The following is a 25,745-nucleotide window of genomic DNA, read 5'->3' as shown; positions in this document are numbered from 1 at the left end:
GAATCGCGTTTATGGCTTGGGCTGCTTCACCGGGCGTTGCCACGCGTCCACGGTCATCTGCTTCGAACGCGACAGCGTCAGCTTGTCCGCCGGGGCTTCCTTGGTCAGCGTCGTGCCCGCGCCGATCGTCGCGCCACGGCGCACCGTCACGGGCGCCACCAGCTGCGTGTCGGAACCGATAAACACGTCGTCCTCGATCACGGTACGGTGCTTGTTGACGCCATCGTAGTTGCAGGTAATGGTACCCGCGCCGATATTGACGCGCTGGCCCACCGTGGAATCGCCCACGTAGGCCAGGTGATTGGCCTTGCTGTGGTCGGCGATCTGGCTGTTCTTGACCTCGACGAAGTTGCCGATATGCACATCCTCGCCCAGCTCCGTACCGGGACGCAGGCGCGCATACGGCCCGATCCGGCCGGCCGGCCCGATCTTTGCTTCCTCGATGTGGCAGAACGGTTGCATACGTGTGCCGGCGCCGACGGTGGCGTTGCGGATCACGCAATTCGCCCCGATGTGCACGCCATCCTCCAGGTGCACGCGGCCTTCGAACACGCAGCCCACGTCGATGGTCACGTCGCGCCCGCAGGTCAGCTGGCCGCGCACGTCGATGCGCGCGGGGTCCGTCAGCGTCACGCCGGCTTCCAGCAGTTGCTGCGCCAGGTTGCGCTGGTGGATGCGCTCGACCTCGGCCAGCTGGACCTTGCTGTTGACGCCCAGCGTCTCCCACAGCGCGGCCGGCTGGGCCGACACAACCTCCACCCCTTCCGTGGCGGCGCGTTCGATGGTGTCGGTGAGGTAGTACTCACCTTGCGCGTTGTCGTTGCGCAGCGTGCTCAGCCAGCGGCGCAGGTGGCCGGTGGGGCAGACGATGATGCCGGTGTTGATCTCGCGGATGGCGCGGACTTCATCGCTGGCATCCTTCTGCTCGACAATGCGTACGATGTTCCCGGCGGCGTCCCGTACGATGCGGCCATATCCGGTAGGATCGGGCATCTCGACGGTGAGCACGCCCATGCGCTCGCTGCCGGCAGCGTGGACCAGGCTCCGCAACGTGGCCGCCGTGGTGAGGGGCACATCGCCGTACAGGACCAGCGTGGGCTGGCTGTCGTCGAGCAACGGCAGTGCCTGCATGACGGCGTGCCCGGTGCCCAGCTGCTGGGCCTGTTCGGCAAAGGCGACGTCTTGCGCGCCAACGGCTTCGCGGACCCGCTCGGCACCGTGACCGACCACCACCACGAGTCGCGTGGGCGACAGGGTACGGGCGGTGTCCAGCACGTGCGACAGCATCGGCTGTCCGGCGACCGGGTGCAGGACCTTGGGGAGTGCGGAGTTCATCCGTTTGCCCATGCCCGCGGCAAGAATGACGATATTCACAAGGAGGTCCGTAAGTGAGTGTGTCTGAGAAGAAGCTGGAATTTCCGTGCCACGATGCCAGGCGCCCGGCATTGCGCGGGGCCCTCCGGCCCTGGCGCGCCCGATGGCTGCCGGCGCTGCGACCAAACCCGCAAAGCCATTGCCAGGACTGGGCTGGCGGGCGATCCGGCACGACGGAAAACATGCGCGCCGATTTTAGCATGGTGACTTGCACCCGACGGCAGGCCGTTTCTTATGTTCACATTTGGCCGAAGCGCGTTTTTGCATGGTTTGCAGCATTTACCATCGCCGCGACGCTGGTGGGGGCGCTGAGTGGCTGCAACGCCATGAAACTGGGCTACCAGCAGGGTGACCGGCTCGCCTACTGGTGGGTGGATCGCTATGTGGATGTCTCCGACGTCCAGGAACCACCGACCCGGGACGCCATCGCCCGGTTCTTTGCCTGGCACCGCCAGGCCCAGTTGCCCGAGATCGCCACCGTACTCACACGGGTCAAGGGCGAAGTGACCGGCCCGGTGGACGCGGCGATGGTCCGCCAGATCCAGCAGGACACCCAGCGGCTGGGCCGCCAGGCCTTCGAGAACGCGGTGCCTGACCTCGCCGACCTGATGCTGACGCTGGCGCCCGACCAGATCAGGCGCATGGAATCGAAGTTTGCGGAAAGCAACGCGAAGTATCGCAAGGAATACCTCAAGTCCGACCCGGGGGCGCGCACGGAGGCTCGTTTCGACAAGATCATGGACTACGCCAGGCTGGTCTATGGGCGGTTCTCCGACGATCAGGAGCGGGCAATCCGTGACGCGATGGGGCCGTACATGCAGGGCGCGGAAACGCGCTATGCCGAGCGCGTGAAGCGCCAGCAGGAATGGGTCGCGCTGGCCCGCGAGGTGTCAACCACGCATCCGCCCAAGCCGCAGGTGGAAGACCGGCTGCGCAAGTACGCCGACCACTGGCAGCGCCCGCCGGCCGAACGCGCCCAGCCGTACCAGGCCGCCAGCCAGGCCGGCGTGGCGCTGACGGTGACGATCGCCAACCTGACCACACCGGAGCAGAAGGTCCATGCGGCAACCCGCTTCCAGAAGTGGATCGACGATATGCGGTCGCTGATGCGCGAGGGCAACGGCGCCTCGTCACAGGCATCGAAGTGACGAACGGAAGGGGTGCCCCAATGGACAGCGGGAAATGAAGGCCATCAGTCGTAGGCCTCAGTCGAAGGCCTTCAGCCAGGGCCGGATGTGATCGCCGGCACGGCAAAAAGCAAAACGCCCGCTTGCATGCGGGCGTTCTGTCTTGCGGATGCGGCCTTGACGGCCGGCGGGATCGCGCTGGTGAAGTCCTGGCTTCGAACTCAATCCGCGCCGGCCTGTGCCTGCTCCGGACTGGCCGGCGCCTTGGCCGGGCGATCGAATCGCACGAACTCCATGCGATTGGCCTCGGTGCTGCCGGTGAACGTCAGCGCCTGCTGGCTGTAGGTGGTTTCGCCGAACAGCGATGCCTCGTCGATCTTGGCCAGGCCGGTGGCCAGCCCCGTGAACGGGAACAGCTCGGTATCGGCCAGGTGGGACGGCACGACGTTGCGCAGCGACGCAAAGATATTGTCGATACGGCCGGGGTTCTCGCGCTCCCAGCCCTGCAACATCTCGCTGACTTTCTTGCGCTGCAGGTTTTCCTGCGATCCGCACAGGTTGCACGGAATGATCGGGTATTCCATGGCGCGCGCGTACGACGCAATGTCCTTCTCCGCGCAATAGGCCAGCGGGCGGATCACGATGTGCTGGCCATCGTCGGTCGACAGCTTGGGCGGCATCGCCTTCATCTTGCCGCCGAAGAACATGTTCAGGAAGAAGGTCTGGACGATGTCGTCGCGATGATGGCCCAGCGCGATCTTGTTGGCGCCCAGCTCCTTGGCCGTACGGTAGATCACTCCGCGACGCAGGCGCGAGCACAGCGAGCACGTGGTCTTGCCCTCCGGCACCTTCTCCTTGACGATCGAATAGGTGTCCGCCTCCACGATCACGTACTCCACGCCCACCGACTTCAGGTACTCCGGCAGGATGTGTTCCGGAAAACCAGGCTGTTTCTGGTCCAGGTTCATCGCGATCAGCTTGAACTGGATGGGCGCGCGCTTCTGTAGCGCCATCAGGACCGACAGCATCGTGTAGGAGTCCTTGCCGCCGCTCATGCAGACCAGCACGGTATCGCCGTCCTCGATCATGCCGAAGTCGCCAATAGCCTTGCCGGTCAACGACTGCAAGCGGGTTTCGAGGCGATAGAAGTTAGCGGAGTGACTCATGGGAGATACCTGATGCAAGAGGCGGGCCTCAAAAACGGACCCGGCGCGGACCCGAAGAACGGGCCGTTATTCTACTTGAGGCGCCCTCAGGCCTGCTTGACGTGGAAAACCTCCACGCCGACCGAATCGCAATCCGGGTAGACGTCCGGCTTTTCCGTGGACACGCGCACGGCACGCACCTTCGGATGCTGGAGCATCGCGCGTGCCACGTCGTCGCAGAGCGTTTCCTGAAGGTGGATGTGGCCCTGGGCCATGCGCGCAGCCACGGTGTTGCGCATGAAGTCGTAGTCCACGACTTCTTCGAGCTTGTCGGCCTGGGGCGTGCTCTGGGCCAGCGGCACGAACAGGTCGATATTGACCAGCACGCGCTGCTCGCCCTTCTTTTCGAATTCGTGCACGCCGATGTTGATCTGCACTTCGTAGTTGCGCAGGAACATGCGGCGGCAGTTTTGCAGGCTGGGATGGGAAAGGGCGGCAAAGGTCATGGCAGCGCGTCAGACAGGGGAATCGGAAACAAACGGCAATCGAACAACGATCAAAACGCGCGCGGCCTGGAACAAGGCCCGCGCGCGGCTTACTCGGTCAGGAACATCACGTCGCGGGCCAGCGGCATCAGATGCTGGCCACCGTCGACGTACAGCGTGGTGCCGGTCACGGCCCGGGCGATGGCCAGGTAGGCCACGGCCTGGGCGATATCGTCCGGTGTGGAGGACTTGCCCAGCGGGGTCATCCCATGGGCGCGCACGAAGCCCGGATCGGTCTGGTCGCCGGACACCAGCGTGATGCCCGGTGCCACGCCCACCACGCGCAGGCGCGGCGCAAGTGCCTGCGCCAGTTGCAGCGTGGCCGTCTGCAACGCCGCCTTGGACAGCGTGTAGGACAGGAAATCCGGGTTCAGGTTGTCCAGCTTCTGGTCCAGCAGGTTGATCACCACGCCACGCTGGTCGGTCTCGTTGCCATCGGCGCCAAGCGCCTTGTGCATCTCACGCGCCAGCAGCAAAGGGGCGGCCACGTTGGTGCGCATATGGGTATCGAGCGAGGCATACGAGAAGCTGGTCGCCACGTCGTACTGGAACAGCGACGCATTATTGACCAGGCAGGTCGGCACGCCCAGCGCCTCGACACAGGCGGCGATCAGGCGCCCGGTGGCGGCTTCGTCGGACAGGTCCGCCTGCAGCACCGCGGCGCGGCGCCCCAGGCCACGGATCTGCACGGCGAGCGCGTCGGCTTCCTCGCGCGACCGGTTGCAGTGGACGGCCACGTCCCAGCCTTGCGTGGCAAGCTCCAGGGCGATGGCACGGCCCAGGCGACGCGCCGCGCCGGTGACCAGCGCCACGCCGCGCGAGGCGCCGGATTTGGCGCCGACGGCACCGGGAGTCAAAGAGTCTGGCATTGCTACAATTCGCGGTATGCAGAAAGTCGCTAGTCTACCCCTTCCCCCCGCGGACGCGCTGGCCGCCTCCAGGGCACTTTCCACCTCTATCGGCGACGCCATCGATGCGGCCGGCGGCTGGATCGGCTTTGACCGGTACATGTCGCTGGCGCTCTACGCCCCGCGGCTGGGCTACTACAGCGGCGGCTCGGCCAAGTTTGGCCGCGATGTCCGCGACGGCAGCGACTTCATCACCGCCCCCGAACTGACCCCATTCTTCGCCCGCACGCTGGCACGCCAGATTGCGCCGCTGGTCGCCATGAACCTGCCCCGGCTGCTGGAATTCGGCGCCGGCACCGGTCGCCTGGCGGCCGACTTGCTGCTGGCGCTGGAAGCCGAGGGCGCCCTGCCCGACGAGTACTGCATCGTCGAACTGTCCGGAGAACTGCGGGTGCGCCAGCAGGAAACGCTGACCGCGCGAGCGCCGCACCTCGCCGGCCGCGTAACCTGGCTCGATGCGCTGCCCGAGCACTTCGAAGGCGTGATCGTCGGCAACGAGGTGCTGGACGCGATGCCGGTGCGCCTGTTTGCCCGCACGGGCGGTCGCTGGCACGAGCGCGGCGTGGCCCACAGCGTGGCCGGCAGCGAGGGCGCCCATGCGTTCAGGTATGAAGACCGGCTGGTGCCCGACCACGCCGTGCCCGAGGCGCTGCACGCGATCCCCGGCGACCATGATGTGGTCACCGAAACGCATGCCGAAGCCGAAGGATTTGCCCGGGCGGTGGGCGCGATGCTCGCGCGCGGCGCGGCGTTCTTCATCGACTACGGCTTCCCGGCGGCGGAGTACTACCATCCGCAGCGCGCGGGCGGTACGCTGATGTGCCACTACCGCCACCACGCGCATCCCGATCCGTTCCTGTATCCCGGGCTGCAGGACATTACGGCACACGTGAACTTCAGCAGCATCGCGCATGCGGCCGTGGACGCGGGGCTGGAGGTGAGCGGATTTGCGTCCCAGGCGCGGTTCCTGATGAACGCGGGTATCACGGACCTGCTGATGGAGCTGGACCCGTCCGATGCACGCGCCTTCCTGCCGCAAGCCAATGCGGTGCAGAAGCTGTTGTCGGAGGCCGAGATGGGCGAACTGTTCAAGGTCATCGCCCTCGCGCGCGGGATCGACGCCGCCCTGCCGCTCGCCGGGTTCGCGCGCGGCGACCGCAGTCACGCGCTGTAACGCATCATGCTGCGCTGGACCTTCACCATCTTTCTCTGCGTGATCGTGCTGTCTGCCGCGTTGCCGTGGCTGCAGAAGATCGGTCTTGGACGCCTGCCGGGCGATGTGCGATTCCGGCTGTTCGGCCGCGACTACGTGCTGCCATTCGCCTCGACGATCATCCTGTCGCTGGCCGCGCTGCTGATCGGCAAGCTGCTGTAGCCCCGCGCTATTTCACGGCTCCGACGGTAAACCCGGCGACGAAGCGGTCGACGAAGGCGTTGTAGAGCATGGCCACCGGCACGCTGACGATCAGGCACGCACCCATCAGCGAGCCCCAGAAGTAGACGTCACCCCGCACCAGGAAGGTCGGCACGCCGACGCTTACCGTGTATTGCGAAGACGTGGTGATGAAGGTCAGCGCGTAGACGAATTCCTGCATCGCCAGGGTCATGGCGAAGATGACCACCGTCAGTATCCCGCTCGACGATAACGGCACCACCACTTTCATGAACGCGCCGAAGCGACTCAGGCCGTCCATCATGGCGGCTTCCTCGATATCGCGCGGCACCGCCTTGAAGAACCCCATCATCAGCCAGCTGCAGAACGGCACCGTGAAGCTGGGATACACAAGCACCAGTGACCAGAGCGAGTCCTGCAGGCCCAGCGCCCCGATGATGCGCGAGAACGGGATGAACAGGATGGTGGGGGGAACGAGGTAGGTCAGGAAGATGCCAATGGCCCACTGCCGCCCCCACCGCCCCGACAGGCGCGCCAGGCTGTAGCCGGCGGGCACCGCGAGCAACAGCGTGATCACCACCACGCCCACGCCGACGACCAGCGTATTGAACACCCAGCGCACGTAGCGGGTCTCGCCAAACAGAACCCGCAGGTTCTCCAGCGTGGGCGGCAGGTTGAAGAGAAACGGATTGTTGGCGGTGTCGATCAGGTCATGGACATCCTTGAAGGTGGTGATCAGCATCCAGTAGAACGGAAACGCGCAGAACGCGACGAACGCGGCGATACACCCGAAATGGGCGCCGCGCGCGGCCCAGCGTCGGAAGGCAATGGCGGCGTATTCCATTTCAGGTCACCTCCGTACGGCGGGCGATGGTCAGCAGCACGATCACGACCGCAACCAGCACCGGAAACAGGAACAGCGAGATGGCGGCGCCTTCCGCGAGGTCGCCGCCCTGGATGCCGGTGAAGAACGCCAGGCTGGCCACCACCTGGGTGGTGTCATAGGGGCCGCCGCGGGTCAGCACATAGATGATGATCATGTCGGTGAACGTGAACACGATGCCGAACAGCAGCGCCACCAGCATGATCGGCATCACCAGCGGGATGTTGATGCGGAACAGGTGCCGCCAGAAGCCGGCGCCGTCCATCGCGGCCGCATCATGGATGTCCTGGGGAATGCCGCTGAGGCCGGCGAGGATGATCACCGTGGCCAGCGGCAGCAGGCGCCAGACATCCACCAGGATCACCGACGCCATCGCCAGGCTCGGCTGGCCGAGCCACACGGGCCAGACGTGCGGGCCCAGCACGCCGGCCGCACGCAGGATCCAGTTGATGACGCTGTAGACCGGGTCGAAGATCCACAGCCAGCCGATGGTGCCGAGCGAGATCGGCGCCACCCACGGCAGCAGGATCAGCAAGCGCACCAGCCATTTGCCTCGGAAGTCCCGATACAGGGCCATCGCCAGGATCTTTGCCAGCACCACCACCAGGGCCTGCGACACCAGCGTGAAGACCAGCGCGTTGCCCAGCGAGCGCCAGAAGGTAGGGTTCTCCAGCACGCGGATGAAGTTTCGGAGGCCGACGAAGTGCAGCACCTGACTGCCCACCGTGGCGTCCGAGAGGCTGTAGTAGATCGACAGCGCAAACGGAAAGCCAACCAGCAACGCGATGTAGATCACCGCCGGTGCCAGCATGGCGCGGCCCAGCCAGCGATCGTCGTCGGCCAGCCGGCGCGCCGGCTGTTCTCCCAGTTGCTGCGCCGGCTGCCCCGTGAGAATGGATGTGCGCTTCACGATACGGCCCCGAGATTCGCGCCGGATTTCAGGTCGAAGCGATGCAGGTCACGCTCGCGCACCGCGAACGGGCAGGCATCGCCGGCCGCGATCGGGATCGTCACCGTGCAGGGAATGCGCGACACCACGCTGACCTGCGGCAGCGGCGCCTCCAGCGCTCCGTACACGAGGCGGTCGGAGCCCAGGTTCTCGATGCGCGTGACACGCAGGACAAAGGGCCGCACCGCGTCGTCCGCGGCATAGGCCCCGCGAGGCAGGAAGTGCTCGGGCCGGAAACCTGTCACCACGCCATCGGCCTCGAGCAGATTCATCGGCGGCGAGCCGATGAAGGTAGCGACGAAGAGGTCGGCAGGCTGCTCATAGACCTGCTGCGGCGTGCCGAGCTGGTGAATCTTGCCATGATCGAGGATGGCAATGCGGTCGCCCAGGCCCAGCGCTTCGATCTGGTCGTGGGTGACGTAGATGGTGGTGGTGGCGAGCCGGCGCTGGAACCGCTGCAGCTCGTCGCGTGCGGAAGTCCTGAGTTTCGCATCGAGATTGGACAGCGGCTCATCGAGCAGGAACGCGATCGGCTCGCGCACCACCGCGCGCGCCAGTGCCACCCGCTGCCGCTCCCCGCCGGACAGCTGACGCGGCTTGCGCTTCAGCAGATGCGCGATGCCGAACAGCTGCGCAGCCCAGTCCACCTTGCCATTGACCTGCCCGCGCGCGATACCCCTGGCCCGCAGCGGAAACGCGATGTTCTCGAAGACATTCAGATGCGGGTACAAGGCGTAGCTCTGGAACACCATTGCCATGTTGCGCAGCCTCGGGGGCAGCGCCGTGACAACGCGCCCGTCGACCAGGATATCGCCCCGGGTGGGCGTCTCGAGCCCGGCAATCAGGCGCAGCAAGGTGGTCTTGCCGGAGCCGGAGGGCCCCAGCAGGACCAGGAATTCCGCATCCCGGGCACCCAGGTCGACGTTGTCCACCGCGTTGGTGCCATCGAAATGCTTGGTGAGCGAGCGAACCTCTATGGAGGCCATGGGCCACGTTCCATCCGCGCTACGCCACGCCCGCTACACCATGCCCTTGTCGCGCCACTTGGCGAAGATGCGCTTGCACGTCGCGTCGGCGATCCTGACCGCGTTTTCCGGCGTCTCGTCGCCCGTGGCCGCCTTGGCGAACATGGTGTTGAGCACCCAGGTATTGAAGATCTCGTCGACGGCGGCATTGGCATAGCCGGGATAGCCGACGTTGGTCGCCTGGTTCATCAGTGCGCCGAGCACCTTGTACTTGTCATGCGGCGTGGCCTTGGGGTCGTCGGCAATGAGCTTCTGCAGATCGGGAACGGTGCTGAGGAAGCAGGGAAAATTGTAGAACTCGCTGCCCAGGAAGCCTTGCCGGAAGTTGTCGATATAGTCGACCAGGAACTGCTTCGCGCCGCCGATGTTCTCGGCGAACTTCCAGATCACGTAGCAGTCCATCACGTGCTCCAGCGCGATGCGTCGCACCGGGCCCTGCAAGGCCTGCGTGAGCCAGATGTCGCGCGCGATCGGCAGGTTCTTGTTTTCGGCCTCGCGGGTGATGGAGATGGCGTTCAGGCAGAGCGAGATCTTGCCCGCCAGCATCGCGCGATTGTTGGACGACGGGTCCCATGCCAGCACTTCCGGCGTCATGGTCTCCTGGTACAGCGCCCTGACGAACTTCACGGCTTCCACCGTCTGCCTTGAGTTCAGCACCACGGTGTGCCGGTCATCCTGGACCGAGCCGCCAAAGGCGTACAGGATGGCGCGCACCGCCATCGCGGTATCGAGTTCCGCCGACAGGCCGACGCCGATTGGAATGCCACGCCCGGCCTTGATCTTGCGGCCCGCGGCGAGGACATCGAGCCAGGTATCGGGCGGCTTCATGCCGGCCTCGTCCCAGAGGTCCTTGCGATAGTTGATCGGATCGGGGACGAAGCTGTCGGAGAACGCGAAGTACTTCTTCGTCTTCGGGTTGTACGTGCTCTTGATCGCCAGCTCGACCGGCTTGCCGTGCTTGCGCTGGCATTCCTCATAGATCTCGCGATGGTCGATGACCTGATCCTCGTAGACCGGCGGAGGCGACAGGAACATGAACAGGTCATGCCCCTTCTGCGCGGAGACCTCGGCCGCCGCGCGCGTGGCCAGCGCGGGAATGCCGACGTGGTCCACCACCACCTCGGTATCGTTCTTCTGCCCCCACTGCTTCACATAGACGTCGTCGAACCACTTGTCGTAACCCGGCACAAAGTGGTTCCACTGCAGGATCTTCAGCGTGCGCCTGGCTGCGTGGGCGCGAGGAAGGAAGGCGCCGAGACCAGCGGCAAGGCCAACGCCGCCCGCGGCCTGTATGAATCTGCGGCGGTTGGTGTCAGTGTCCGCGCCAGCGGTTGCGTTGGGGGTTGCGCTAGGGGTTACGCTAGGGATTGCGTCAGGGGTTGCGACCCGCGCCGCCTTACGGATGGCGCCGACCCGGCCGGAACCTGGATGCGTTGAATTGGCCATGGCATTTCTCCCGTCGAGAAAGCGGTTGGCTCCCGGTCGTCTTAAGGGTAGGTCTCATTTGAGGAATAGGAAATACGGCACGCATCGGCAAGTGCGGGAATGAATACATGCCGCCCCCTTCCCTGTCCCTTTCCAAAATGAGTCCTAAGCTGGGAATGGTGAGGATCCATGCAAGGCATCCGGCGCCGGTTGGCAAGGAGACTGACATGTTCAAGCATCTGCTGGTAGCGGTCGACGGCTCAGACTTGTCCGACGCGGCCTACCGCAAGACCATCGCACTGGCGCGATCCATCCACGCCCGCATCACGGCAATCCAGGTCGTGCCACATTTCGATACGATGCGCCTGCAGACCGCCATCCTGGCGGAAAGCAGGGACCGCTACATGCATGAGGCCTATCGGCAGGCCGAAGCCTATCTGGCGACCATTGCGCAGGAAGCCGCCGCCGCGGGCGTGGCATGCGACACCGCCTGCATCACGCGGGACCACATCTTCCAGGCCATCGTCGACGAGGCCGGCGCCAGGCGCTGCGACCTGATCGTCATGGCTTCACACGGACGGCGAGGCGTGCAGGCGATGCTGATCGGCAGCGAAACGCAAAAGGTGCTGACGCATACAACGATTCCGGTGCTGGTCTATCGGTAGACACGGCCCGGCGTTGCGCCGGAGTGCCTACAGTCCGAGCCGCTCCGCGACGGCCGCCACGCGCGCCGCGTGAACGCGGTCCCTGATCTGGGCGACATCGCCGCAGGCCCGTGCGATGGCGCCAGCGTCAATGGATGCGGCGGCTTCGAGCGCCGTCAGCAAGCGTGCCGTCTGCGGATATTCCCGATCCTCGAAACCCAGCCGGCCACGCGCATCGGCCTCGCAGGCCTGCAAGGCCTCGGCAAAACGGGCCGGCTTGCGCAAGGCGTCGCTGCGTTCGATCAGGCGCGTCAGCGCGGCGGCGCCGAATTCGGTGGAACGGTGGATGTTGCCGTGCTCGCATGCCACCAGCACGGCCAGTTCGCGGCAATCGTTCGGCACGCGCAGGCGCTGGCAAACCGCCTCTAGCAGATCGACACTGCGCTGCTCATGCCCGATATGACGCGGCAGCACGTCCTCGGGCGTGGTGCCCTTGCCCAGGTCGTGCACGAGCGCGGCAAACCGCACGGGCAACGCCGCGCCCACGCTCGCCGCGTAGTCGATCACCATCATGACGTGCACGCCCGTGTCGACCTCCGGGTGATAGTCGGCCCGCTGCGGCACGCCCCAGAGCCTGTCGAGTTCCGGCAGCAGCCGCGCCAGCGCCCCGCACTCGCGCAACACCTCAAACATGCGCGAGGGCTTGGCCTCCATCAGGCCGCGTGCGATTTCCTGCCACACGCGCTCGGGCACCAGCGCATCGACCTCGCCCGCATCGACCATCCTGCGCATCAGCGCGACGGTCTCGGGTGCCACGGCGAAATCATGGAAGCGCGCGGCAAAGCGCGCCGCGCGCAGGATGCGCACGGGGTCCTCGGCAAATGCGTCCGACACATGGCGGAACAGGCGTGCCGCGAGATCCCGCTGGCCGCCATAGGGGTCGATCACCGGACCGACGAGATTGCCATCGGCATCGACGGCCTGCGCCATCGCGTTGATGGTCAGGTCGCGGCGCACGAGGTCGTCTTCCAGCGTCACATCGGGCTCGCAATAGAACGCGAACCCCTTGTAGCCGACGGCGGTCTTGCGTTCCGTGCGCGCCAGCGCGTACTCCGCCCTCGTTTCGGGATGCAGGAACACCGGAAAATCCTTGCCCACCGGCTTGTAGCCGGCGGCCTCCATCGCGGCCGGCGTCGCGCCCACGACCACGTAGTCGCGGTCCTGGCTTGGCTTGCCCAGCAGCTGGTCGCGGATGGCTCCGCCGACGGCGTACACCTGCATGAATTTCCCTTGCGCGTTCGCGCTTCTCGTCAGTGATGAATGATGATGGCGTCCGGGCGATCCGGTTCCGTCCGATACGGTTCGTCATCGGCCAGGAAGTCGCGCTCCTCGCCGGCGGCGGAGATCCATTCTTGCATGGCCGGCAGCGCCAGCATGAAATCCGCGTAGGCCTTGGCCGCGTCGGGCAGGTGCACGCCATAGGTGGCAAAGCGGCTGACCACCGGCGCGAAGAACGCGTCGGCCACCGAGAACTTGCCGAACAGGAACGGGCCCTCGGCACCGTAACGCGCGCGCAGGTCTTCCCAGATGGCGGCGATGCGGTCCACGTCGCGCTGCACGGCCACGTTCCAGCCGCAGCCCGGCAGCACGGCCGTCACGTTCATCGGCATCTGGCTGCGCAGGTCGCCAAAGCCCGAATGCATTTCCGCGCAGACCGAACGCGCCAGCGCGCGGGTGGCCGGGTCGGCCGGCCAGAGCGACTTCTCAGGAAAGCGCTCCGCCACGTATTCGGAGATCGACAGCGAATCCCAGACCGTCACGCCGTCGTCGACCAGCACCGGCACCTTGCCGGCGGGCGAAAAGCGCGCGACATCCGAGGAGAATTCCTTCGTGGACAGGCGTACCGGGATTTCCTCGAACGCAATGCCGGCATGGCGCAACAGCAGCCAGGGGCGCAGCGACCAGGAGGAATAGTTCTTGTTGCCGATGACGAGCTTCATCGCGGATCCTTGGGGGCGGAGATCGAAAGAGGCGGGCGCACCGTTGCGCACCTGAACCGGTCATTCTATCCAGCCCCGCAGGCCGCCTCAAAGCGAATTGCGCTCGCAAGGGTGTGAGCAAAAGTCACATCGGCGTCACTTCCCGACTCAACGGTGGACGCTGCCGCGCATGATCTGCATCGACAGCTCCCGGTTGCGGCCAGACAGCACGTCGGTCATCACGGACTCCAGGCTGGCAGGATGCAGCCCCAGTTCCGGCGCCATCGGCGCGCCCAGCACGTTGTCGAGGCGCATGGAATCGAGGTTGTCGCGCGACATGACCGGGCCGCCGGGCATGTGCTCCAGCACGGCCGCCTGGACGCGCGCCAGGGCATCCGGCAGCGTAATGACCGGACGGGGATGGCCCGATGCCCGGCCGGCGAAGCGAACCAGCTCCTCGAGCGTATAGACCTGCGGTCCGCCGAGTTCATAACCGTGGCCGATCGTCGCCGGATTGACCATCGCGTTAAGGAACGCCTGCACCACGTCCATCACGAATACGGGCTGGAAACGCGCGTGCGCGCAGGCCAGCGGCACCACAGGCGCCATCTGTTGCATCTGGGCGAACAGGTTCAGGAAATGGTCGTCGGGGCCAAACACCACCGACGGGCGAAAGATCGTCCAGTCCAGGCCACTGTTGCGGATGATGCGCTCCCCTTCACCCTTGCTGCGCAAGTACATCGAGGGCCCCTGCACATCGGCGCCCAGCGCGCTCATGTGGATCAGCCTGCGAACACCGGTTCGCAGGCAGGATTCGACGATCTGGCGCGGCAGATACACATGGGCCGAGGCAAATGCCGGGCCGTAGGGGTCGCCACGCTCGCCATGCAGCACTCCGACGAGGTTGACGACGATGCCGTCCACGCCGAGCGACCCGATGGCGTCATCGAGCGCGGCATCGTCAGCCAGCCCCAGCTCGAAGACCTCCACGCGCGGCAGCAGCAGCAGGTGCTGCGCGTGCTCGACGTTGCGGGCGCCGACGAGAATGCGCTCGGGTGCGATGGGACTGTCGGGATTGGTGGCCGGGTTGAGCGGCGCGCCGGAGGCGGATGCCGCGCCGGCCAGGCGGGAGATGAGGTGACTGCCGATGAATCCGGCCCCCCCGATCACAAGGACATTGCTGGTCTGCATGGTGGGCTCCGTGACGATCACGTTACGCTGACATCAGACGATGACGCGTCCGTGGCCACGGTGCCGGCCACGCCGGCCGGATCAGGGTCCGGCCGGCGCGGGGCGTGCCCCGAAGCGGTGCTCAGGGCAGGCTGGTCGTCGTGACCGAGGACGGTGCGACCGAACCCAGGCGATCCTTCAGCGACTGGGGCCGACCACTCATCAATGCAGCATAGTACGTTGCGTTGGAAAGCACATTCTTCACGTAGGTTCGCGTTTCCGTGAACGGAATCGTCTCTGCAAAGATCGCGCCTTCCACCGGACGGGACAGGCTGCCGCGCCAGTTCTTGGGACGTCCCGGGCCGGCGTTGTAGCCGGCCGAGGCCAGCGTCCAGGAGCTGTCGAGGTCGGTCAGCACCATGCTCATGTAGTTGGTGCCGAGCAGGATATTGATGTTGGGATCGCTCATCATCGTCGGCGAGAAGTCCGTCATGCCGATCTTCTTCGCCACGTACCTGGCGGTGGCCGGCATGACCTGCATCAGCCCATGCGCGCCGGCCGACGACCGCGCGTTCATGATGAAGCGCGATTCCTGGCGGATCAGGCCGTAGGCCCAGGCCATGTCGAGCCCGACGTCATCCGTGGCCCGCTGCATGATGTCGCGATACGGCATCGGGAAGCGCTGTGCGAAATCGTGTTCGGCCTTCGTACGGTCCGATGTATTGACGGTGCGATCGAGCAGTTCGACCTTGCGCGCGTACTCGGCGGTCGCCAGCAGCTCGCGGTCGCTCATGCCGCGCAACTCCCAGTTCCACTCGCGGTTACCTTCGAAGCGCAGGTTCATGTCGTAGAACTTCAGCGCGCGGACGAAGCCGGGGCGCGTGCGCATGGCCATCGCCTCGGCATCGGTCACCGTGGTGCGTGCGGGCAGCGTGATGCGATTGCCCAGTTCCTCGCTGGCCAGCTGGCCATAGAAGTTGAACTGGCCCGCGATCGACTGGAACTGCGCCTGGGCATCGTTGGCGCGGCCATCGGCCTTGAGGGCGCGGCCATACCAGTAGGTCCAGGCCGGATCCTTGGCGCGCAGCTCGGCACGCATCAGTTCCACGGCCTGGCGCACCTGCTTCCAGTCGCCCTGGCGCAGCGCGGCGCGCACGCGCCATTCCTGGGTTTCGTCGGACAGCCACTGGTTGCCGCCCAGGTCCATCTGGCGGCGGTAGTAGCCGGCGGCCTCGGGCATCAGCTTCTTGGCGGCAAACTGGCCGACCACGCCCCACGCGGCACCCTGCTCGTCGCGTGACAGGCTGCCGCCCATCGCGCTGAGATAGGAAGCTGCCTGCGACGGATCATTGCGGGCCATCTTGACCACGGTGGCCAGCGTGTCACCGTCCACGCGCGCGTCGGGCACGGCGGCGGCGATCTTGCCGGCCAGCGTGGTGAAGTTCTGCTCCAGCGCCTGGCGCGCCTGGAAGGCCACGTCGCTGCGCTGGATCTGCTGGCTCTGCGCGAGGTAGCTGATCAGATCGACGCAACCCTCGCCGTAGTAGCGCGGATCGGACAGCGCGGCACGCGATTCGGCCGCCACGTTCTGCCCCTTCAGCGCGCGGGACAACAGCGCGTAGCACTCCACCTGCGAGTCGTCCTTGAGCACGAACTGCGGATACTCGACGTCGAAATTGGCCCAGTCGCGCTTCTTGCCCAGCACCAGCAGCCAGTCGTTGCGCATGCGGTCCGCAATCGCCTCGCCCTGGTAGCGTTGCAGGAACACGCGCACCTGGTCGTCGGGCGTGTCGATCCGGGCCAGGCCGCTGGCGTCGAACAGTTGCGGCTTGATGCGGAAGTATTCGACGTACGACGGGATGGGATAGTCGACCAGCGTGGCCGAGATGGCCGCCGCGCGGTCAACATCATTCTTGCGGGCGGCCTCGCGCAGTGCGGCGAAGGCGTCGTCCGGATTGCTCGGGATGGTCAGCGCGGGCGGCTGTTGCGGCGGCTGCGGCCGCTTCTGCGCATACCCGGGCGTGGCCAGCAGTGCACCGGCAAACGCGAGCCAGGCGGCGCGTCCTGCACGGCGCAGATATACTCCCTTCGGCATTCTTGTTTCCCTTGTTGGTAGCGCGTGAACCACCTCGGCCACGCGCCTGTGTTTGAGTCTGATCGTCGATCATTATTGCACGCCATGCCCCCCGACCAAGCTCCGGACAACGGGGTAGAGAACGGCCAATTCCCTGCCATGTCCGACATTGCCGCCGAGCCGGCCGAAGCGCGCGGCGCCATGCGGCGTCGGCTGCTCGCCGTGCGCGCAACGCTACCTGACCGGGCCAGCGCGGACGCGCGCATTGCCGGCGCGCTCGCAACCCTGCTTGCACGCCTGGGGGCACAACGGCTGGGGTTCTACTGGCCGATCCAGCAGGAATTCGACGCACGCGAGGTCGTTGCGCAATGGCTTGCCGCGCTGCCCGGCCGCCAGGCCGCATTGCCCGTGGTGAGCCGCCCCGGCGCGCCGCTCGACTTCCATGCATGGACGCCGGACACGACCATGCGTACCGGCCACTACGGCATCCCGGTGCCTGATGGCACCGACGCCGTCCTGCCCGACGCGCTGCTTATTCCCTGTGTCGGTTTCAGCCCCGATAAGTTCCGCCTCGGCTATGGCGGCGGTTTCTACGACCGCACGCTGGCCGCGCTGGCTGAATCGGCCACGGCTGGCACCGCGCCGCCGCTGGCTATCGGCATTGGCTTCGATGCCTGCCGCGTGCCGCTGCAAGCGCAGGGACATGACCTGCCGATGGACTGGATCGTCACGGAATCGGGCGCGGTGTAGACGCCGCCAGCGTGTCGAAATCGGGGGCAAGACCGGGGGCGCAATCTGCGGCACCGTCAGCTTGCGCGATCTCCGCCGGCCGCATCAACTCATCCACCAGCGCGCGCATCTTGCGCCAGTGCGATCCCTCCCAGAACACCCGCCGGCACTGCGGGCAAGTGACAAAGCGCTCGTGCCGCGCAAAAACGCCATCGGGCACGCGACCGTCCGCTTCCGTCTTGTCGATCCGGTGCAGCGGCACGTTGCAGTCCAGGCAAAGTGCGAACGGCCGCGCGCTGCCGGCGAGATCGAGCCTTGAGAAGATCTCGCGCACCTGCAGCGACGACTTGATCGCCCGCACGTAGCAGCCATGCGTGATGCCACGGCGCTTGAGCAGTTCGCGGTCGCGTGTCAGGACGACGCGCATCTCCTCGGCGGCGATGCGCTCGATCTCGCTATCTTCGAAGTGGTTGTCATAGAGCGTGTCGAAGCCCGTCATGCGCAGCAGATGGGCCAGCCCGCCGAGGTGCGCATCCGCGACAAAACGCATGACGCGCAGCGGGCGCTCACGCACTCGCAGCAGCGGCGAGACATCGAGCGATTCGAACTTGGGGTAGACGGCCACGCGGTCGCCGTCCTGCAGGATCTGCTCGAACGGCACCGACTCGCCATTGACCAGAATCAGCTCCACCTCGGTGTGGGGCACCCCGAGCGCCTCGATCATGTGCTTGACCGTGGCTGCCCGCGCGCATGGGCACGACAGGTCCCGGCGGCGCTGGGATGGCGCCAGGAAGTCGTTCAGTTCCTCGTAGAAACGGAAGGTGGCGGTGACCATGGTGCCGAGTATGACACCATCGACTTCGCGGGTGGAAGGAGACTTGGCGGGTGCCTGGTGGGCGTCTGACGGATGGCTGGTGGCCGCCTGGAGGCGCGTTCAGCGGGCATTGCCGAGGCGCAGCGCCGCTTCCACCGCCCGCTGCGCCCACGGTGTCATCGCGGCGGGAGACTCGAGGCAGGCCGCGGGCAGGCTCAGGTAGTGACGCATCGTGACTTCGCGCCTGGCCGACTGGTAGCGAAACGGCTCGCTGCCTTCGGCCTCGAAGCATGCCAGCGTCGCATCGTCGGCCTTCAGGTAGCACTGGCCGCCGCTGACCAGCCCGAACATCAATCCGTCGTAGAACAGGCCGTGGCCGCCGAACATGCGCTTGGCGGTGATCGCGCCGATGCGCGCCGCCAGCGGCGCCATCAGTTCGAGCAGGTGCTCGACGAACGGATCGCGACGGGCGGAGCGCGACGAAGCGGCGCGCGCAGCGGCGGGCACGGGGCCGACGACGGAACTACAGCTTCAGGCGCTGCCAGATCGCCTTGGTCGCGCCGGCCGCGTTCAGCGTGTAGAAGTGCAGGCCGGGCACGCCGGCAGCGAGCAGACGTTCGCACAGGCCAGTCACCACATCCAGGCCGAAGGCGCGGATCGACTCCTTGTCGTCGCCGAACGACTCCAGCCGCTTTGCCACCCAGCGCGGCACTTCGGCGCCGCACATCTCGGAGAAGCGCATCAGCTGCGAGTAGTTGGTGATCGGCATGATGCCGGCCACGATGGGGACGTCCACGCCCAGCGCGCGCACGTCGTCGACAAAACGGAAATACGCATCCGCGTTGTAGAAGTACTGCGTGATCGCCGAGTCGGCGCCGGCACGGACCTTGCGCACGAAGTTGTCGAGGTCGTGGCGCGGGGAGCGGGCCTGCGGGTGGTACTCGGGATAGGCGGCTACCTCGATGTTGAACCAGTCGCCGGTTTCGGCCCGGATGAACTCCACGAGCTCGTTGGCATAGCGGAACTCGCCGATCTCGCCCATGCCTGACGGCATGTCGCCGCGCAGCGCCACGATATGCCGAATGCCGCCGTCGCGGTACTTGCCGAGAATCTGGCGAATGCTGTCGCGCGTGGAGCCCACGCACGACAGGTGCGGCGCGGCCTCGATGCCTTCGCGCTGGATTTCCAGCACGGCGTCCAGCGTGCCCTGCTGCGTAGTACCGCCGGCGCCGAACGTCACCGAAATGTACTTGGGCTGCAGCGGCGCCAGTTGCGCGCGCGTGTTGCGCAGTTTCTCCGCGCCTTCCGCCGTCTTGGGCGGGAAGAATTCGAAGCTGAAGTAGCGGTCTGTCATGGAATGGCACGCCGCATTGGGCGGCGCCCCGGAAGTGAAGTCAGTCGCGATCGCCCAGCAGGAGGCTGGAGAGAATCCACGAAATCACGCTGTACAAGATGGAGCCCAGCAGCGCGGCGCCAAAGCCCTGCACCACGAAGCCCGACAGCAGATTGCCGACGAACAGGAACAGCAGCGCGTTGATGACGAAGATGAACAGGCCCAGCGTCAGCAACGTGACCGGCAGCGTCAGGATGACCAGGATTGGCCGGATCAGCGTGTTGACCAGGCCCAGCACCAGCGCGGCGATCATGGCCGAGCCAAACCCGCCCAGCGTGATCCCGCTGATGACGCTGCCCACCAGGAACAGCGACGCGGCATTGATGATCCATACGGCCAATAGTCTCATTACGACTCCTTTTCGGTCAGGACAGCATCAATGGGAACATGCCTCCCTCTCCCACGCATGGGAGAGGGAGAGACCCGCGGCTTAGTAGCGGTAGTGGTCGGCCTTGTACGGGCCTTCCTTCTTCACGCCGATGTAGGCGGCCTGCTGCTCGGTCAGCTCGGTCAGCTGCGCGTTGAGCTTCTTCAGCTGCAGGCGCGCGACCTTTTCGTCCAGGTGCTTCGGCAGCACGTAGACGCCAACCGGGTACTTGCCGCTGTCGCGCTCCAGCCAGAGTTCGATCTGGGCGATGGTCTGGTTGGCGAACGAGCTGCTCATCACGTACGACGGGTGGCCCGTGGCGCAGCCCAGGTTCACCAGGCGGCCCTTGGCCAGCAGGATGATCTTCTTGCCGTCGGGGAAGATCACGTGATCAACCTGCGGCTTGATCTCGTCCCACTTGTACTTCTCGATCGAGGCGATATCGATCTCGTTGTCGAAGTGGCCGATGTTGCAGACGATGGCCTGGTCCTTCATCTTGGCCATGTGATCATGCGTGATGACATGGTAGTTGCCGGTGCAGGTCACGAAAATGTCGCCCTTGTCGGCGGCATAGTCCATCGTCACCACGCGGTAGCCTTCCATGGCGGCCTGCAGTGCGCAGATCGGATCGACTTCCGTCACCCACACCTGTGCCGACAGCGCGCGCAGGGCCTGGGCGCTGCCCTTGCCCACATCGCCATAGCCGCAAACCACGGCAACCTTGCCGGCGATCATCACGTCGGTGGCGCGCTTGATGCCGTCCACCAGCGACTCGCGGCAACCGTACAGGTTGTCGAACTTGCTCTTGGTCACCGAGTCGTTCACGTTGATGGCGGGGAACTTCAGTTCGCCCTTTTGCGCCATCTGGTACAGGCGGTGCACGCCGGTGGTGGTTTCCTCGGTCACGCCGCGGATGGCGTCCAGGTTGCGGCTATACCAGCCCGAATCCTTGGCCAGCTTTTCCTTGATCGCCGCGAACAGGAAGGTCTCTTCCTCGCTGGTCGGGTTGGCGATGATCGACGCGTCCTTTTCGGCACGGGCGCCCAGGTGCAGCAGCAGCGTGGCGTCGCCGCCGTCGTCCAGGATCATGTTCGGCGTGCCGCCGTCAGCCCAGTCGAAGATGCGGTGCGTGTAGTCCCAGTATTCCTTCAGCGATTCGCCCTTGAAGGCGAACACCGGCGTACCCGACGCGGCGATGGCGGCGGCGGCGTGATCCTGGGTCGAGAAGATGTTGCACGAGGCCCAGCGCACGTCGGCGCCGAGCGCCTTGAGCGTCTCGATCAGCACGGCGGTCTGGATGGTCATGTGCAGGGAGCCGGCGATGCGGGCGCCCTTGAGCGGCTGGCTGGCGGCGAATTCGTCGCGGATCGCCATCAGGCCGGGCATTTCGGTCTCGGCAATGGCGATTTCCTTGCGGCCCCAGCCGGCCAGGCCGATGTCGGCCACGATGTAGTCTTGCTTCAGATCGGTCACAGCGTTCATGATTCACTCCGGTGAAGAGTGGCACGCAGGTGACGAGTGGGAGATAGCGGCCGCGCCAGCCATCAATGCGGTAAACCAGCATCGATTGGCAAAGCGGGCGGATAGGTCGACTCGCCTCCGTGCGAACCACGGATCAGCGAGCGCCGTTGAAACAGTCCGAGCCTGGCGGTGACGCATCGGCATCGTGCATCAAGGCACTTACCAGGCTGGTCATCCGTTGCAACGCTCCTCGGAGTGGCGGTATTGTAGCGTGCCTGTCATGCCCGTGCGGCGCGATAAGCCAGATTTTTTCCCCGTTATTTGTTTCCGATTGTTCCCTCAATTGTTCCCCCGATCCTTCCCGCCGCCCACATGCTCCCCACGCCACCCCGCACGCTGACCATCGCCGGCTCCGACTCCGGCGGCGGTGCCGGCATCCAGGCGGACCTGAAGACTTTTGCCGCGCTCGGCTGCTTTGGCATGAGCGCCATCACCGCGATCACGGCCCAGAACACGCTGGGCGTCACGGGCGTCCACGCGATCCCGGCCGACATGGTCGCGGCGCAGATCGACGCGGTGGCCAGCGATATCGGCGTGGATGCGGCCAAGACCGGCATGCTGGGCACGGCCGCCATCGTCGAGGCCGTGGCCGGGGCCGTGGACCGCCACGGCATCCGCAAGCTGGTGGTGGACCCGGTGATGATCTCGACATCCGGCGCCACGCTTTCCGATGACGCCACGAGCCAGGCGATGGTGAAACTGCTGTTCCCGCGCGCGATGCTGGTGACGCCAAACCTGCCGGAAGCGTCCTATCTCCTCGGCCGGCGCATCACTCGCCGCGCGGAGATGGAGGCCGCCGCCGCCGACCTGATCGCGCTCGGCTGCCCGGCGGTACTGCTCAAGGGTGGGCATCTGGAGGATGACGGCCCGAATGCCGCCGGCGGTCTCGACGACCTGCTGATGCTGGCCGATGGCACGGTGCGTGTGTTCACGCATCCGCGCATCGACACACGCAACCTGCATGGCACTGGCTGCACGCTGGCGGCCGCCATCGCCGCGCAACTGGCCCGAGGCGAGGCGCTGCCCGATGCCGCGAGTACGGCACTGGACTACGTCGCCCAGGCCATCGCCGCGGGCGCGCAACTGCGCCTGGGCGCCGGCAACGGCCCGCTGAACCACAGCTTCGCGCCGCGCACTTTGGGTTGAATCGATATGGAAACGCTGACGAACATCGACCTGCGCGAAGATCCCGCCGCGCGCTGGTACGTGAAGAATGAAACGGTGCAGGTGAGCTTTCCTGGCGAGCCGGGCGAGCTGATCAGCCGCGAAGGCCCCAACCGCTATCTGCCCGGCGATGCCATCGTGACCGGCGCCACCGGTGACCGCTGGGTCGTCTCGCGCGAACGCTTCGATGCACGCTACGTGGCCATCGGGCCCAACGCGCATGGCGAACCTGGCCCGTATCGGAACAAGCCGGTGCCTGTATTGGTGAAGGAAATGCCGGGGGCGTTTGCCATCGCCCGCTCCGCTGGGGGCGATGTGCTGACAGGCAAGGCCGGCGACTGGCTGATGCAGTACGCACCCGGCGACTACGGCATCACCGAGCGCGCGCGGTTCATGGCGGTGTATCGCCAGGCCGAAAACGCCGCCCCCTAAGAGGTCGTTTCAAAAAGATCCTGCCGTCGTTGCGCGGCCTTGCCGTACCACTTGTACTGTCTGCGGCCGCGCGCCTAGCCAGGACCGCTGCGCTTCATTTTGAAACAACCTCTAAGCAAGACACTAGGGGCGCGCTCTCAAATTTGATCGCGTCGCCTAGTTGCCGCCGGCCAGCGCCACCAGCTTGAACGCCGCGCGCGCCACGCACACCACGGTGCCGGAGGCGTCCTTCGCCTCGCCCTCGCAGAACGCGATCTTCGCCCCGCGACGGATGCAGCGCGACTCGAACGTCAGTTCCCCACGCGCGGCGGCCAGGAAGTGCGTCGACATGTCGATCGTGATCACGCCGATATCCAGCGGCGCGTGCGATCTTGCGGCGCCGCTCAGCGTGAAATCTAGCACCGCCATCAGCGTGCCGCCGTGCACGTCGCCCCGGCTGTTCACCAGCGACGGATTCGCCGGCAGGCGCGTGCGGCACAGGCCTTCCTCCAGATGGACCGGTTGCAGGCCCAGGTGCCGCATCAGCGGGATGTCGATGCCGAAATAAGGCTTGTCCGGCGTACCGGGGGCCACGGGGCTGATCTCGTTCACTGCGTTTCCTCTCTGCACGCCGCGTTCCGTATAGCGGAACGTCGATCCGTTATGTCCGATGGATGAGAGAGGATATGCGGATTTCCCGGGCCGTACCAGATGCGTGGGCGGTCAGCGCCCAAACAATGCGTGGAGCCCGGCCACCGCCGCCGGCACATCATGTGCCTCGGTGATCGCACGCACCACGGCCGCGCTGCCAACGCCCACCGCCAGCACCTCCGGCATGTTCGTGGCGTTCACGCCACCGATGCCGACCAGCGAGGGAATCACCGGCTTCATCAGCGCCACGTAGGCCTGGAAGCGTCCCATGCCCTGTGGCGACGTCGGCATGACCTTGGTCGTGGTCGGGAAGATCGCCCCGAGCGCGAGATAGCTGGGAGCGATCGCGGCGACGCGCAGCATCTCGGCGTAGCCATGCGTCGACACCCCCAGCCGCAGTCCCGATGCGCGAATCGCATCGAGATCCGCCTCGTCGAGATCTTCCTGCCCGAGGTGAATCCCGTAGATGCCGCTGTCGCCGCCGCATGACGCGTGATAGTCGATCGCCACGCGCCAGTGATCGTTGATGAACAATCGCGACGACGCGCCCTTGGCCGCCGTGGCCGCGCGAGCCACTTCCTCGCGAACCGCCTCGACGTCATCGGACTTGAAGCGCAATTGCACGGTCGGCACCGCCAGCGGCACGAGCGTTTCGATCCACGCCGCACTCGGCATCACCGCGTACAGGCCCAGGTCGGGCGGGCACGGGGCAAACGGGGCCGCCGGCTGGTCCGGCGACGCCAGCGCGGCATGGCGCACGCGCGGGAAGCGAGCGAAGTCGCTCGGCCACGCCGAGGTGCCCGGCTGCCAGGCGCGCGCGATGCACAGGGCGTCATGCGCCGGGAAATGCAGCGACATCGCCGCCAGCAGCACGGCGACGAAGGCCGCCGAATGCGGCGTGTCGTCATCGGCGGCCACCTCGAGCACCCATATGCCCATGGGCGATCGCACCGTATCGATCCAGCGGCCGCCCTCGCGGTCGCTCTCGATCAGCACCGCGCCGGCGGCGGCGATGCGGTCAATCGCATCGGCCGCGGCCTCGCCATCGGCAAGCACCACGTCATGGCGGCCGAGCGCGGCCGGCGCATTGGCGAGCGGCCAGGCACGCCACTCGGCTTTATCGCGCCCGAATGTCGCACCGAAGCGCGCCATCAGATCCTTGAACAGCGCGGCATCCACCGTGGCGGCAACCCCCTGACGCGTCATGTGCGATCCTCCGCGCCCTCGGCGTGCCAGAACGGCATGCCCACCACCGGCGTGCTGGCTTGCGCCACCTCGCGCTCGGGCATCGGACCGGCCAGATAGGCGGTGCGCCCTGCCTCCACGGCCAGCGCGAACGCGCGCGCCATGTTCACCGGATAGGCGGCCTGGGCCACGGCGGTGTTCAGCAGCACGCCGTCATAGCCCCACTCCAGCACCTGTGCAGCGTGTGATGGCAAGCCCAGGCCCGCGTCGACGATCAGCGGTGTGTCCGGCAAGCGGTCGCGCAGCGTGCGCATGGCATGTGGATTCACAGCGCCACGGCCCGTGCCGATCGGCGCGGCCCACGGCATCAGCGCCTGGCACCCCACATCGAGCAGGCGGCGGCACAGCACCAGGTCCTCGGTGCAGTACGGCAGCACCTTGAAGCCCTCCTTGACCAGCGTCTCGGCCACGGCCGGCATGTTCAGCGTGTCCGGCTGCAGCGTGTAGTCGTCGCCGATCAGTTCCAGCTTGATCCAGTCGGTCTCGAAGACTTCGCGCGCCATCATCGCCGTGGTGATGACTTCCTGCGCGGTAAAGCAACCAGCCGTGTTCGGCAGCACCGGCACGCCAAGCGTGCGCAGCATCTGCCAGAACGCCTGTCCGCCCAGCGTCTGGCCGTCGCCGTGGCCCACCGCGGTCTGGCGGCGCAGGGCCACGGTCACCATGGCCGGGCGCGATGCCTCCACGGCGGCCTGCAGCGTGGCGGGCGATGGGTAACGCGCCGTGCCGAGCAGCAGGCGGGAGGCGAACGATTCGCCGTAGAGCACGAACGGATCGCGCAGGGTTTCAGCAGGTTCGAAGGTCATGAT

At 66.2% G+C, this 25,745-nt stretch carries 27 protein-coding genes and 1 riboswitch; of the genes, 7 read left to right on the top strand and 20 right to left on the bottom strand.

Annotated features, from left to right (window positions below; translation table 11 throughout):
- Positions 1–9: 9 nt before the first annotated feature.
- Positions 10–1,374, bottom strand: coding sequence for a bifunctional UDP-N-acetylglucosamine diphosphorylase/glucosamine-1-phosphate N-acetyltransferase GlmU (gene glmU, locus BLR29_RS06680; protein ID WP_092135660.1), 1,365 nt, complete (start codon positions 1,372–1,374; stop codon positions 10–12).
- A gap of 326 nt (positions 1,375–1,700) precedes the next feature.
- Here glmU and BLR29_RS06675 point away from each other — a divergent pair, with 326 nt between their 5' ends.
- Positions 1,701–2,522, top strand: a complete 822-nt coding sequence (locus tag BLR29_RS06675) for a DUF6279 family lipoprotein (protein ID WP_092136615.1) — start codon at positions 1,701–1,703, stop codon at positions 2,520–2,522.
- 200 nt (positions 2,523–2,722) lie between these two features.
- Here BLR29_RS06675 and ttcA read toward each other — a convergent pair whose 3' ends face one another.
- The 3 genes from ttcA to BLR29_RS06660 all read right to left on the bottom strand — a co-directional run bounded on the left by ttcA (position 2,723) and on the right by BLR29_RS06660 (position 5,060).
- Positions 2,723–3,667: a tRNA 2-thiocytidine(32) synthetase TtcA gene (gene ttcA, locus BLR29_RS06670; protein WP_092135658.1), complete on the bottom strand. Its 945-nt coding sequence runs from the start codon at positions 3,665–3,667 to the stop codon at positions 2,723–2,725.
- Positions 3,668–3,753: 86 nt separating this feature from the next.
- Positions 3,754–4,152, bottom strand: a complete 399-nt coding sequence (locus tag BLR29_RS06665) for a dihydroneopterin aldolase (RefSeq protein ID WP_092135657.1) — start codon at positions 4,150–4,152, stop codon at positions 3,754–3,756.
- 89 nt (positions 4,153–4,241) lie between these two features.
- A complete protein-coding gene (locus tag BLR29_RS06660; protein WP_092135655.1) occupies positions 4,242–5,060 on the bottom strand; it encodes an SDR family oxidoreductase in 819 nt (272 codons plus the stop codon).
- Between the two features lie 16 nt (positions 5,061–5,076).
- Between BLR29_RS06660 and BLR29_RS06655 the strand changes: the two genes are divergently transcribed.
- Together BLR29_RS06655 and BLR29_RS06650 are read left to right on the top strand one after the other, a co-directional pair.
- A complete protein-coding gene (locus tag BLR29_RS06655; protein WP_092135654.1) occupies positions 5,077–6,273 on the top strand; it encodes a class I SAM-dependent methyltransferase in 1,197 nt (398 codons plus the stop codon).
- A gap of 6 nt (positions 6,274–6,279) precedes the next feature.
- A complete protein-coding gene (locus BLR29_RS06650; RefSeq protein WP_092135652.1) occupies positions 6,280–6,474 on the top strand; it encodes a DUF2905 domain-containing protein in 195 nt (64 codons plus the stop codon).
- Positions 6,475–6,481: 7 nt separating this feature from the next.
- Here BLR29_RS06650 and BLR29_RS06645 read toward each other — a convergent pair whose 3' ends face one another.
- From BLR29_RS06645 to BLR29_RS06630, 4 genes are read right to left on the bottom strand one after another with little or no spacing between them, the layout of a single operon-like run.
- Complete coding sequence (locus BLR29_RS06645) at positions 6,482–7,336, bottom strand: carbohydrate ABC transporter permease (RefSeq protein ID WP_092135651.1); 855 nt, start codon at positions 7,334–7,336, stop codon at positions 6,482–6,484.
- Position 7,337: 1 nt separating this feature from the next.
- The gene (locus BLR29_RS06640; RefSeq protein WP_369804575.1) at positions 7,338–8,243 is read right to left on the bottom strand and encodes a carbohydrate ABC transporter permease; all 906 of its coding nucleotides are present in this window, start codon (positions 8,241–8,243) and stop codon (positions 7,338–7,340) included.
- A gap of 38 nt (positions 8,244–8,281) precedes the next feature.
- Positions 8,282–9,310 carry an ABC transporter ATP-binding protein gene (locus BLR29_RS06635; RefSeq protein WP_092135649.1) on the bottom strand — a complete coding sequence of 343 codons (1,029 nt, stop codon included), beginning with the start codon at positions 9,308–9,310 and terminating at the stop codon, positions 8,282–8,284.
- A 33-nt stretch (positions 9,311–9,343) separates the two neighbouring features.
- Positions 9,344–10,537, bottom strand: coding sequence for an ABC transporter substrate-binding protein (locus tag BLR29_RS06630; RefSeq protein WP_255371126.1), 1,194 nt, complete (start codon positions 10,535–10,537; stop codon positions 9,344–9,346).
- Between the two features lie 464 nt (positions 10,538–11,001).
- Here BLR29_RS06630 and BLR29_RS06625 point away from each other — a divergent pair, with 464 nt between their 5' ends.
- Positions 11,002–11,439 carry a universal stress protein gene (locus BLR29_RS06625; RefSeq protein WP_092135648.1) on the top strand — a complete coding sequence of 146 codons (438 nt, stop codon included), beginning with the start codon at positions 11,002–11,004 and terminating at the stop codon, positions 11,437–11,439.
- Positions 11,440–11,466: 27 nt separating this feature from the next.
- Here the strand turns inward: BLR29_RS06625 and BLR29_RS06620 are convergent, their stop codons facing one another.
- From BLR29_RS06620 to BLR29_RS06605, 4 genes are all read right to left on the bottom strand, one after another.
- Positions 11,467–12,699 carry a multifunctional CCA addition/repair protein gene (locus BLR29_RS06620; RefSeq protein ID WP_092135646.1) on the bottom strand — a complete coding sequence of 411 codons (1,233 nt, stop codon included), beginning with the start codon at positions 12,697–12,699 and terminating at the stop codon, positions 11,467–11,469.
- A 29-nt stretch (positions 12,700–12,728) separates the two neighbouring features.
- Complete coding sequence (locus tag BLR29_RS06615) at positions 12,729–13,418, bottom strand: glutathione S-transferase family protein (protein WP_092135645.1); 690 nt, start codon at positions 13,416–13,418, stop codon at positions 12,729–12,731.
- A gap of 147 nt (positions 13,419–13,565) precedes the next feature.
- Entirely contained in the window at positions 13,566–14,588 is a 1,023-nt protein-coding gene (locus BLR29_RS06610; RefSeq protein ID WP_092135643.1) for a complex I NDUFA9 subunit family protein, read from the bottom strand.
- A gap of 121 nt (positions 14,589–14,709) precedes the next feature.
- Positions 14,710–16,662: a lytic transglycosylase domain-containing protein gene (locus BLR29_RS06605; RefSeq protein WP_092135642.1), complete on the bottom strand. Its 1,953-nt coding sequence runs from the start codon at positions 16,660–16,662 to the stop codon at positions 14,710–14,712.
- A gap of 138 nt (positions 16,663–16,800) precedes the next feature.
- Between BLR29_RS06605 and BLR29_RS06600 the strand changes: the two genes are divergently transcribed.
- Positions 16,801–17,391 (top strand): 5-formyltetrahydrofolate cyclo-ligase, encoded by a 591-nt coding sequence (locus BLR29_RS06600; RefSeq protein ID WP_092135640.1) that lies wholly within the window; start codon positions 16,801–16,803, stop codon positions 17,389–17,391.
- Here BLR29_RS06600 and BLR29_RS06595 read toward each other — a convergent pair.
- The 5 genes from BLR29_RS06595 to ahcY form a co-directional block, all read right to left on the bottom strand.
- Complete coding sequence (locus BLR29_RS06595; protein WP_092135638.1) at positions 17,369–18,205, bottom strand: Mut7-C RNAse domain-containing protein; 837 nt, start codon at positions 18,203–18,205, stop codon at positions 17,369–17,371. The genes BLR29_RS06600 and BLR29_RS06595 overlap by 23 nt on opposite strands.
- Before the next feature lie 99 nt (positions 18,206–18,304).
- On the bottom strand, positions 18,305–18,616 hold the full coding sequence (locus tag BLR29_RS06590; RefSeq protein ID WP_092136610.1) for a TfoX/Sxy family protein: 312 nt from the start codon (positions 18,614–18,616) through the stop codon (positions 18,305–18,307).
- Between the two features lie 91 nt (positions 18,617–18,707).
- A complete protein-coding gene (metF, locus tag BLR29_RS06585; protein WP_092135637.1) occupies positions 18,708–19,538 on the bottom strand; it encodes a methylenetetrahydrofolate reductase [NAD(P)H] in 831 nt (276 codons plus the stop codon).
- Positions 19,539–19,578: 40 nt separating this feature from the next.
- Positions 19,579–19,926 (bottom strand): phage holin family protein, encoded by a 348-nt coding sequence (locus tag BLR29_RS06580; protein WP_092135635.1) that lies wholly within the window; start codon positions 19,924–19,926, stop codon positions 19,579–19,581.
- 81 nt (positions 19,927–20,007) lie between these two features.
- Entirely contained in the window at positions 20,008–21,426 is a 1,419-nt protein-coding gene (ahcY, locus tag BLR29_RS06575; protein ID WP_092135633.1) for an adenosylhomocysteinase, read from the bottom strand.
- Positions 21,427–21,557: 131 nt separating this feature from the next.
- Positions 21,558–21,663: riboswitch (S-adenosyl-L-homocysteine riboswitch) on the bottom strand.
- Positions 21,664–21,777: 114 nt separating this feature from the next.
- On the opposite strand from ahcY, the gene thiD reads away from it, so the two are divergent.
- Together thiD and BLR29_RS06565 are read left to right on the top strand one after the other, a co-directional pair.
- Complete coding sequence (gene thiD, locus BLR29_RS06570; RefSeq protein ID WP_092135632.1) at positions 21,778–22,611, top strand: bifunctional hydroxymethylpyrimidine kinase/phosphomethylpyrimidine kinase; 834 nt, start codon at positions 21,778–21,780, stop codon at positions 22,609–22,611.
- A gap of 6 nt (positions 22,612–22,617) precedes the next feature.
- Positions 22,618–23,061, top strand: a complete 444-nt coding sequence (locus BLR29_RS06565; RefSeq protein ID WP_092135630.1) for a PGDYG domain-containing protein — start codon at positions 22,618–22,620, stop codon at positions 23,059–23,061.
- 156 nt (positions 23,062–23,217) lie between these two features.
- On the opposite strand, the gene BLR29_RS06560 is transcribed toward BLR29_RS06565, so the two are convergent.
- The 3 genes from BLR29_RS06560 to BLR29_RS06550 all read right to left on the bottom strand — a co-directional run bounded on the left by BLR29_RS06560 (position 23,218) and on the right by BLR29_RS06550 (position 25,742).
- Positions 23,218–23,652 carry a PaaI family thioesterase gene (locus tag BLR29_RS06560; RefSeq protein WP_092135629.1) on the bottom strand — a complete coding sequence of 145 codons (435 nt, stop codon included), beginning with the start codon at positions 23,650–23,652 and terminating at the stop codon, positions 23,218–23,220.
- Positions 23,653–23,763: 111 nt separating this feature from the next.
- Positions 23,764–24,897, bottom strand: coding sequence for a thiamine phosphate synthase (locus BLR29_RS06555; RefSeq protein WP_092135627.1), 1,134 nt, complete (start codon positions 24,895–24,897; stop codon positions 23,764–23,766).
- Entirely contained in the window at positions 24,894–25,742 is an 849-nt protein-coding gene (locus BLR29_RS06550) for a thiazole synthase (RefSeq protein WP_092135625.1), read from the bottom strand. The genes BLR29_RS06555 and BLR29_RS06550 overlap by 4 nt, the downstream gene beginning before the upstream one ends.
- Between the last annotated feature and the right edge of the window lie 3 nt (positions 25,743–25,745).

It is taken from the genome of Cupriavidus sp. YR651, assembly GCF_900101625.1.
In the GTDB taxonomy this organism is placed as follows: domain Bacteria; phylum Pseudomonadota; class Gammaproteobacteria; order Burkholderiales; family Burkholderiaceae; genus Cupriavidus.
This window is presented reverse-complemented; position numbering and strand designations above follow the sequence as displayed.

Excerpts from the sequence above, each read along its gene's own strand:
- BLR29_RS06675 (WP_092136615.1), top strand. The coding sequence starts at position 1,701 with ATGAAACTGGGCTACCAGCAGGGTGACCGGCTCGCCTACTGGTGGGTG.
- ttcA (WP_092135658.1), bottom strand. The coding sequence starts at position 3,667 with ATGAGTCACTCCGCTAACTTCTATCGCCTCGAAACCCGCTTGCAGTCG.
- BLR29_RS06665 (WP_092135657.1), bottom strand. The coding sequence starts at position 4,152 with ATGACCTTTGCCGCCCTTTCCCATCCCAGCCTGCAAAACTGCCGCCGC.
- BLR29_RS06660 (WP_092135655.1), bottom strand. The coding sequence starts at position 5,060 with ATGCCAGACTCTTTGACTCCCGGTGCCGTCGGCGCCAAATCCGGCGCC.
- BLR29_RS06655 (WP_092135654.1), top strand. The coding sequence starts at position 5,077 with ATGCAGAAAGTCGCTAGTCTACCCCTTCCCCCCGCGGACGCGCTGGCC.
- BLR29_RS06650 (WP_092135652.1), top strand. The coding sequence starts at position 6,280 with ATGCTGCGCTGGACCTTCACCATCTTTCTCTGCGTGATCGTGCTGTCT.
- BLR29_RS06645 (WP_092135651.1), bottom strand. The coding sequence starts at position 7,336 with ATGGAATACGCCGCCATTGCCTTCCGACGCTGGGCCGCGCGCGGCGCC.
- BLR29_RS06635 (WP_092135649.1), bottom strand. The coding sequence starts at position 9,310 with ATGGCCTCCATAGAGGTTCGCTCGCTCACCAAGCATTTCGATGGCACC.
- BLR29_RS06625 (WP_092135648.1), top strand. The coding sequence starts at position 11,002 with ATGTTCAAGCATCTGCTGGTAGCGGTCGACGGCTCAGACTTGTCCGAC.
- BLR29_RS06620 (WP_092135646.1), bottom strand. The coding sequence starts at position 12,699 with ATGCAGGTGTACGCCGTCGGCGGAGCCATCCGCGACCAGCTGCTGGGC.
- BLR29_RS06615 (WP_092135645.1), bottom strand. The coding sequence starts at position 13,418 with ATGAAGCTCGTCATCGGCAACAAGAACTATTCCTCCTGGTCGCTGCGC.
- BLR29_RS06610 (WP_092135643.1), bottom strand. The coding sequence starts at position 14,588 with ATGCAGACCAGCAATGTCCTTGTGATCGGGGGGGCCGGATTCATCGGC.
- BLR29_RS06605 (WP_092135642.1), bottom strand. The coding sequence starts at position 16,662 with ATGCCGAAGGGAGTATATCTGCGCCGTGCAGGACGCGCCGCCTGGCTC.
- BLR29_RS06600 (WP_092135640.1), top strand. The coding sequence starts at position 16,801 with ATGTCCGACATTGCCGCCGAGCCGGCCGAAGCGCGCGGCGCCATGCGG.
- BLR29_RS06595 (WP_092135638.1), bottom strand. The coding sequence starts at position 18,205 with ATGGTCACCGCCACCTTCCGTTTCTACGAGGAACTGAACGACTTCCTG.
- BLR29_RS06590 (WP_092136610.1), bottom strand. The coding sequence starts at position 18,616 with ATGGCGCCGCTGGCGGCGCGCATCGGCGCGATCACCGCCAAGCGCATG.
- metF (WP_092135637.1), bottom strand. The coding sequence starts at position 19,538 with ATGACAGACCGCTACTTCAGCTTCGAATTCTTCCCGCCCAAGACGGCG.
- BLR29_RS06580 (WP_092135635.1), bottom strand. The coding sequence starts at position 19,926 with ATGAGACTATTGGCCGTATGGATCATCAATGCCGCGTCGCTGTTCCTG.
- ahcY (WP_092135633.1), bottom strand. The coding sequence starts at position 21,426 with ATGAACGCTGTGACCGATCTGAAGCAAGACTACATCGTGGCCGACATC.
- thiD (WP_092135632.1), top strand. The coding sequence starts at position 21,778 with ATGCTCCCCACGCCACCCCGCACGCTGACCATCGCCGGCTCCGACTCC.
- BLR29_RS06565 (WP_092135630.1), top strand. The coding sequence starts at position 22,618 with ATGGAAACGCTGACGAACATCGACCTGCGCGAAGATCCCGCCGCGCGC.
- BLR29_RS06555 (WP_092135627.1), bottom strand. The coding sequence starts at position 24,897 with ATGACGCGTCAGGGGGTTGCCGCCACGGTGGATGCCGCGCTGTTCAAG.
- BLR29_RS06550 (WP_092135625.1), bottom strand. The coding sequence starts at position 25,742 with ATGACCTTCGAACCTGCTGAAACCCTGCGCGATCCGTTCGTGCTCTAC.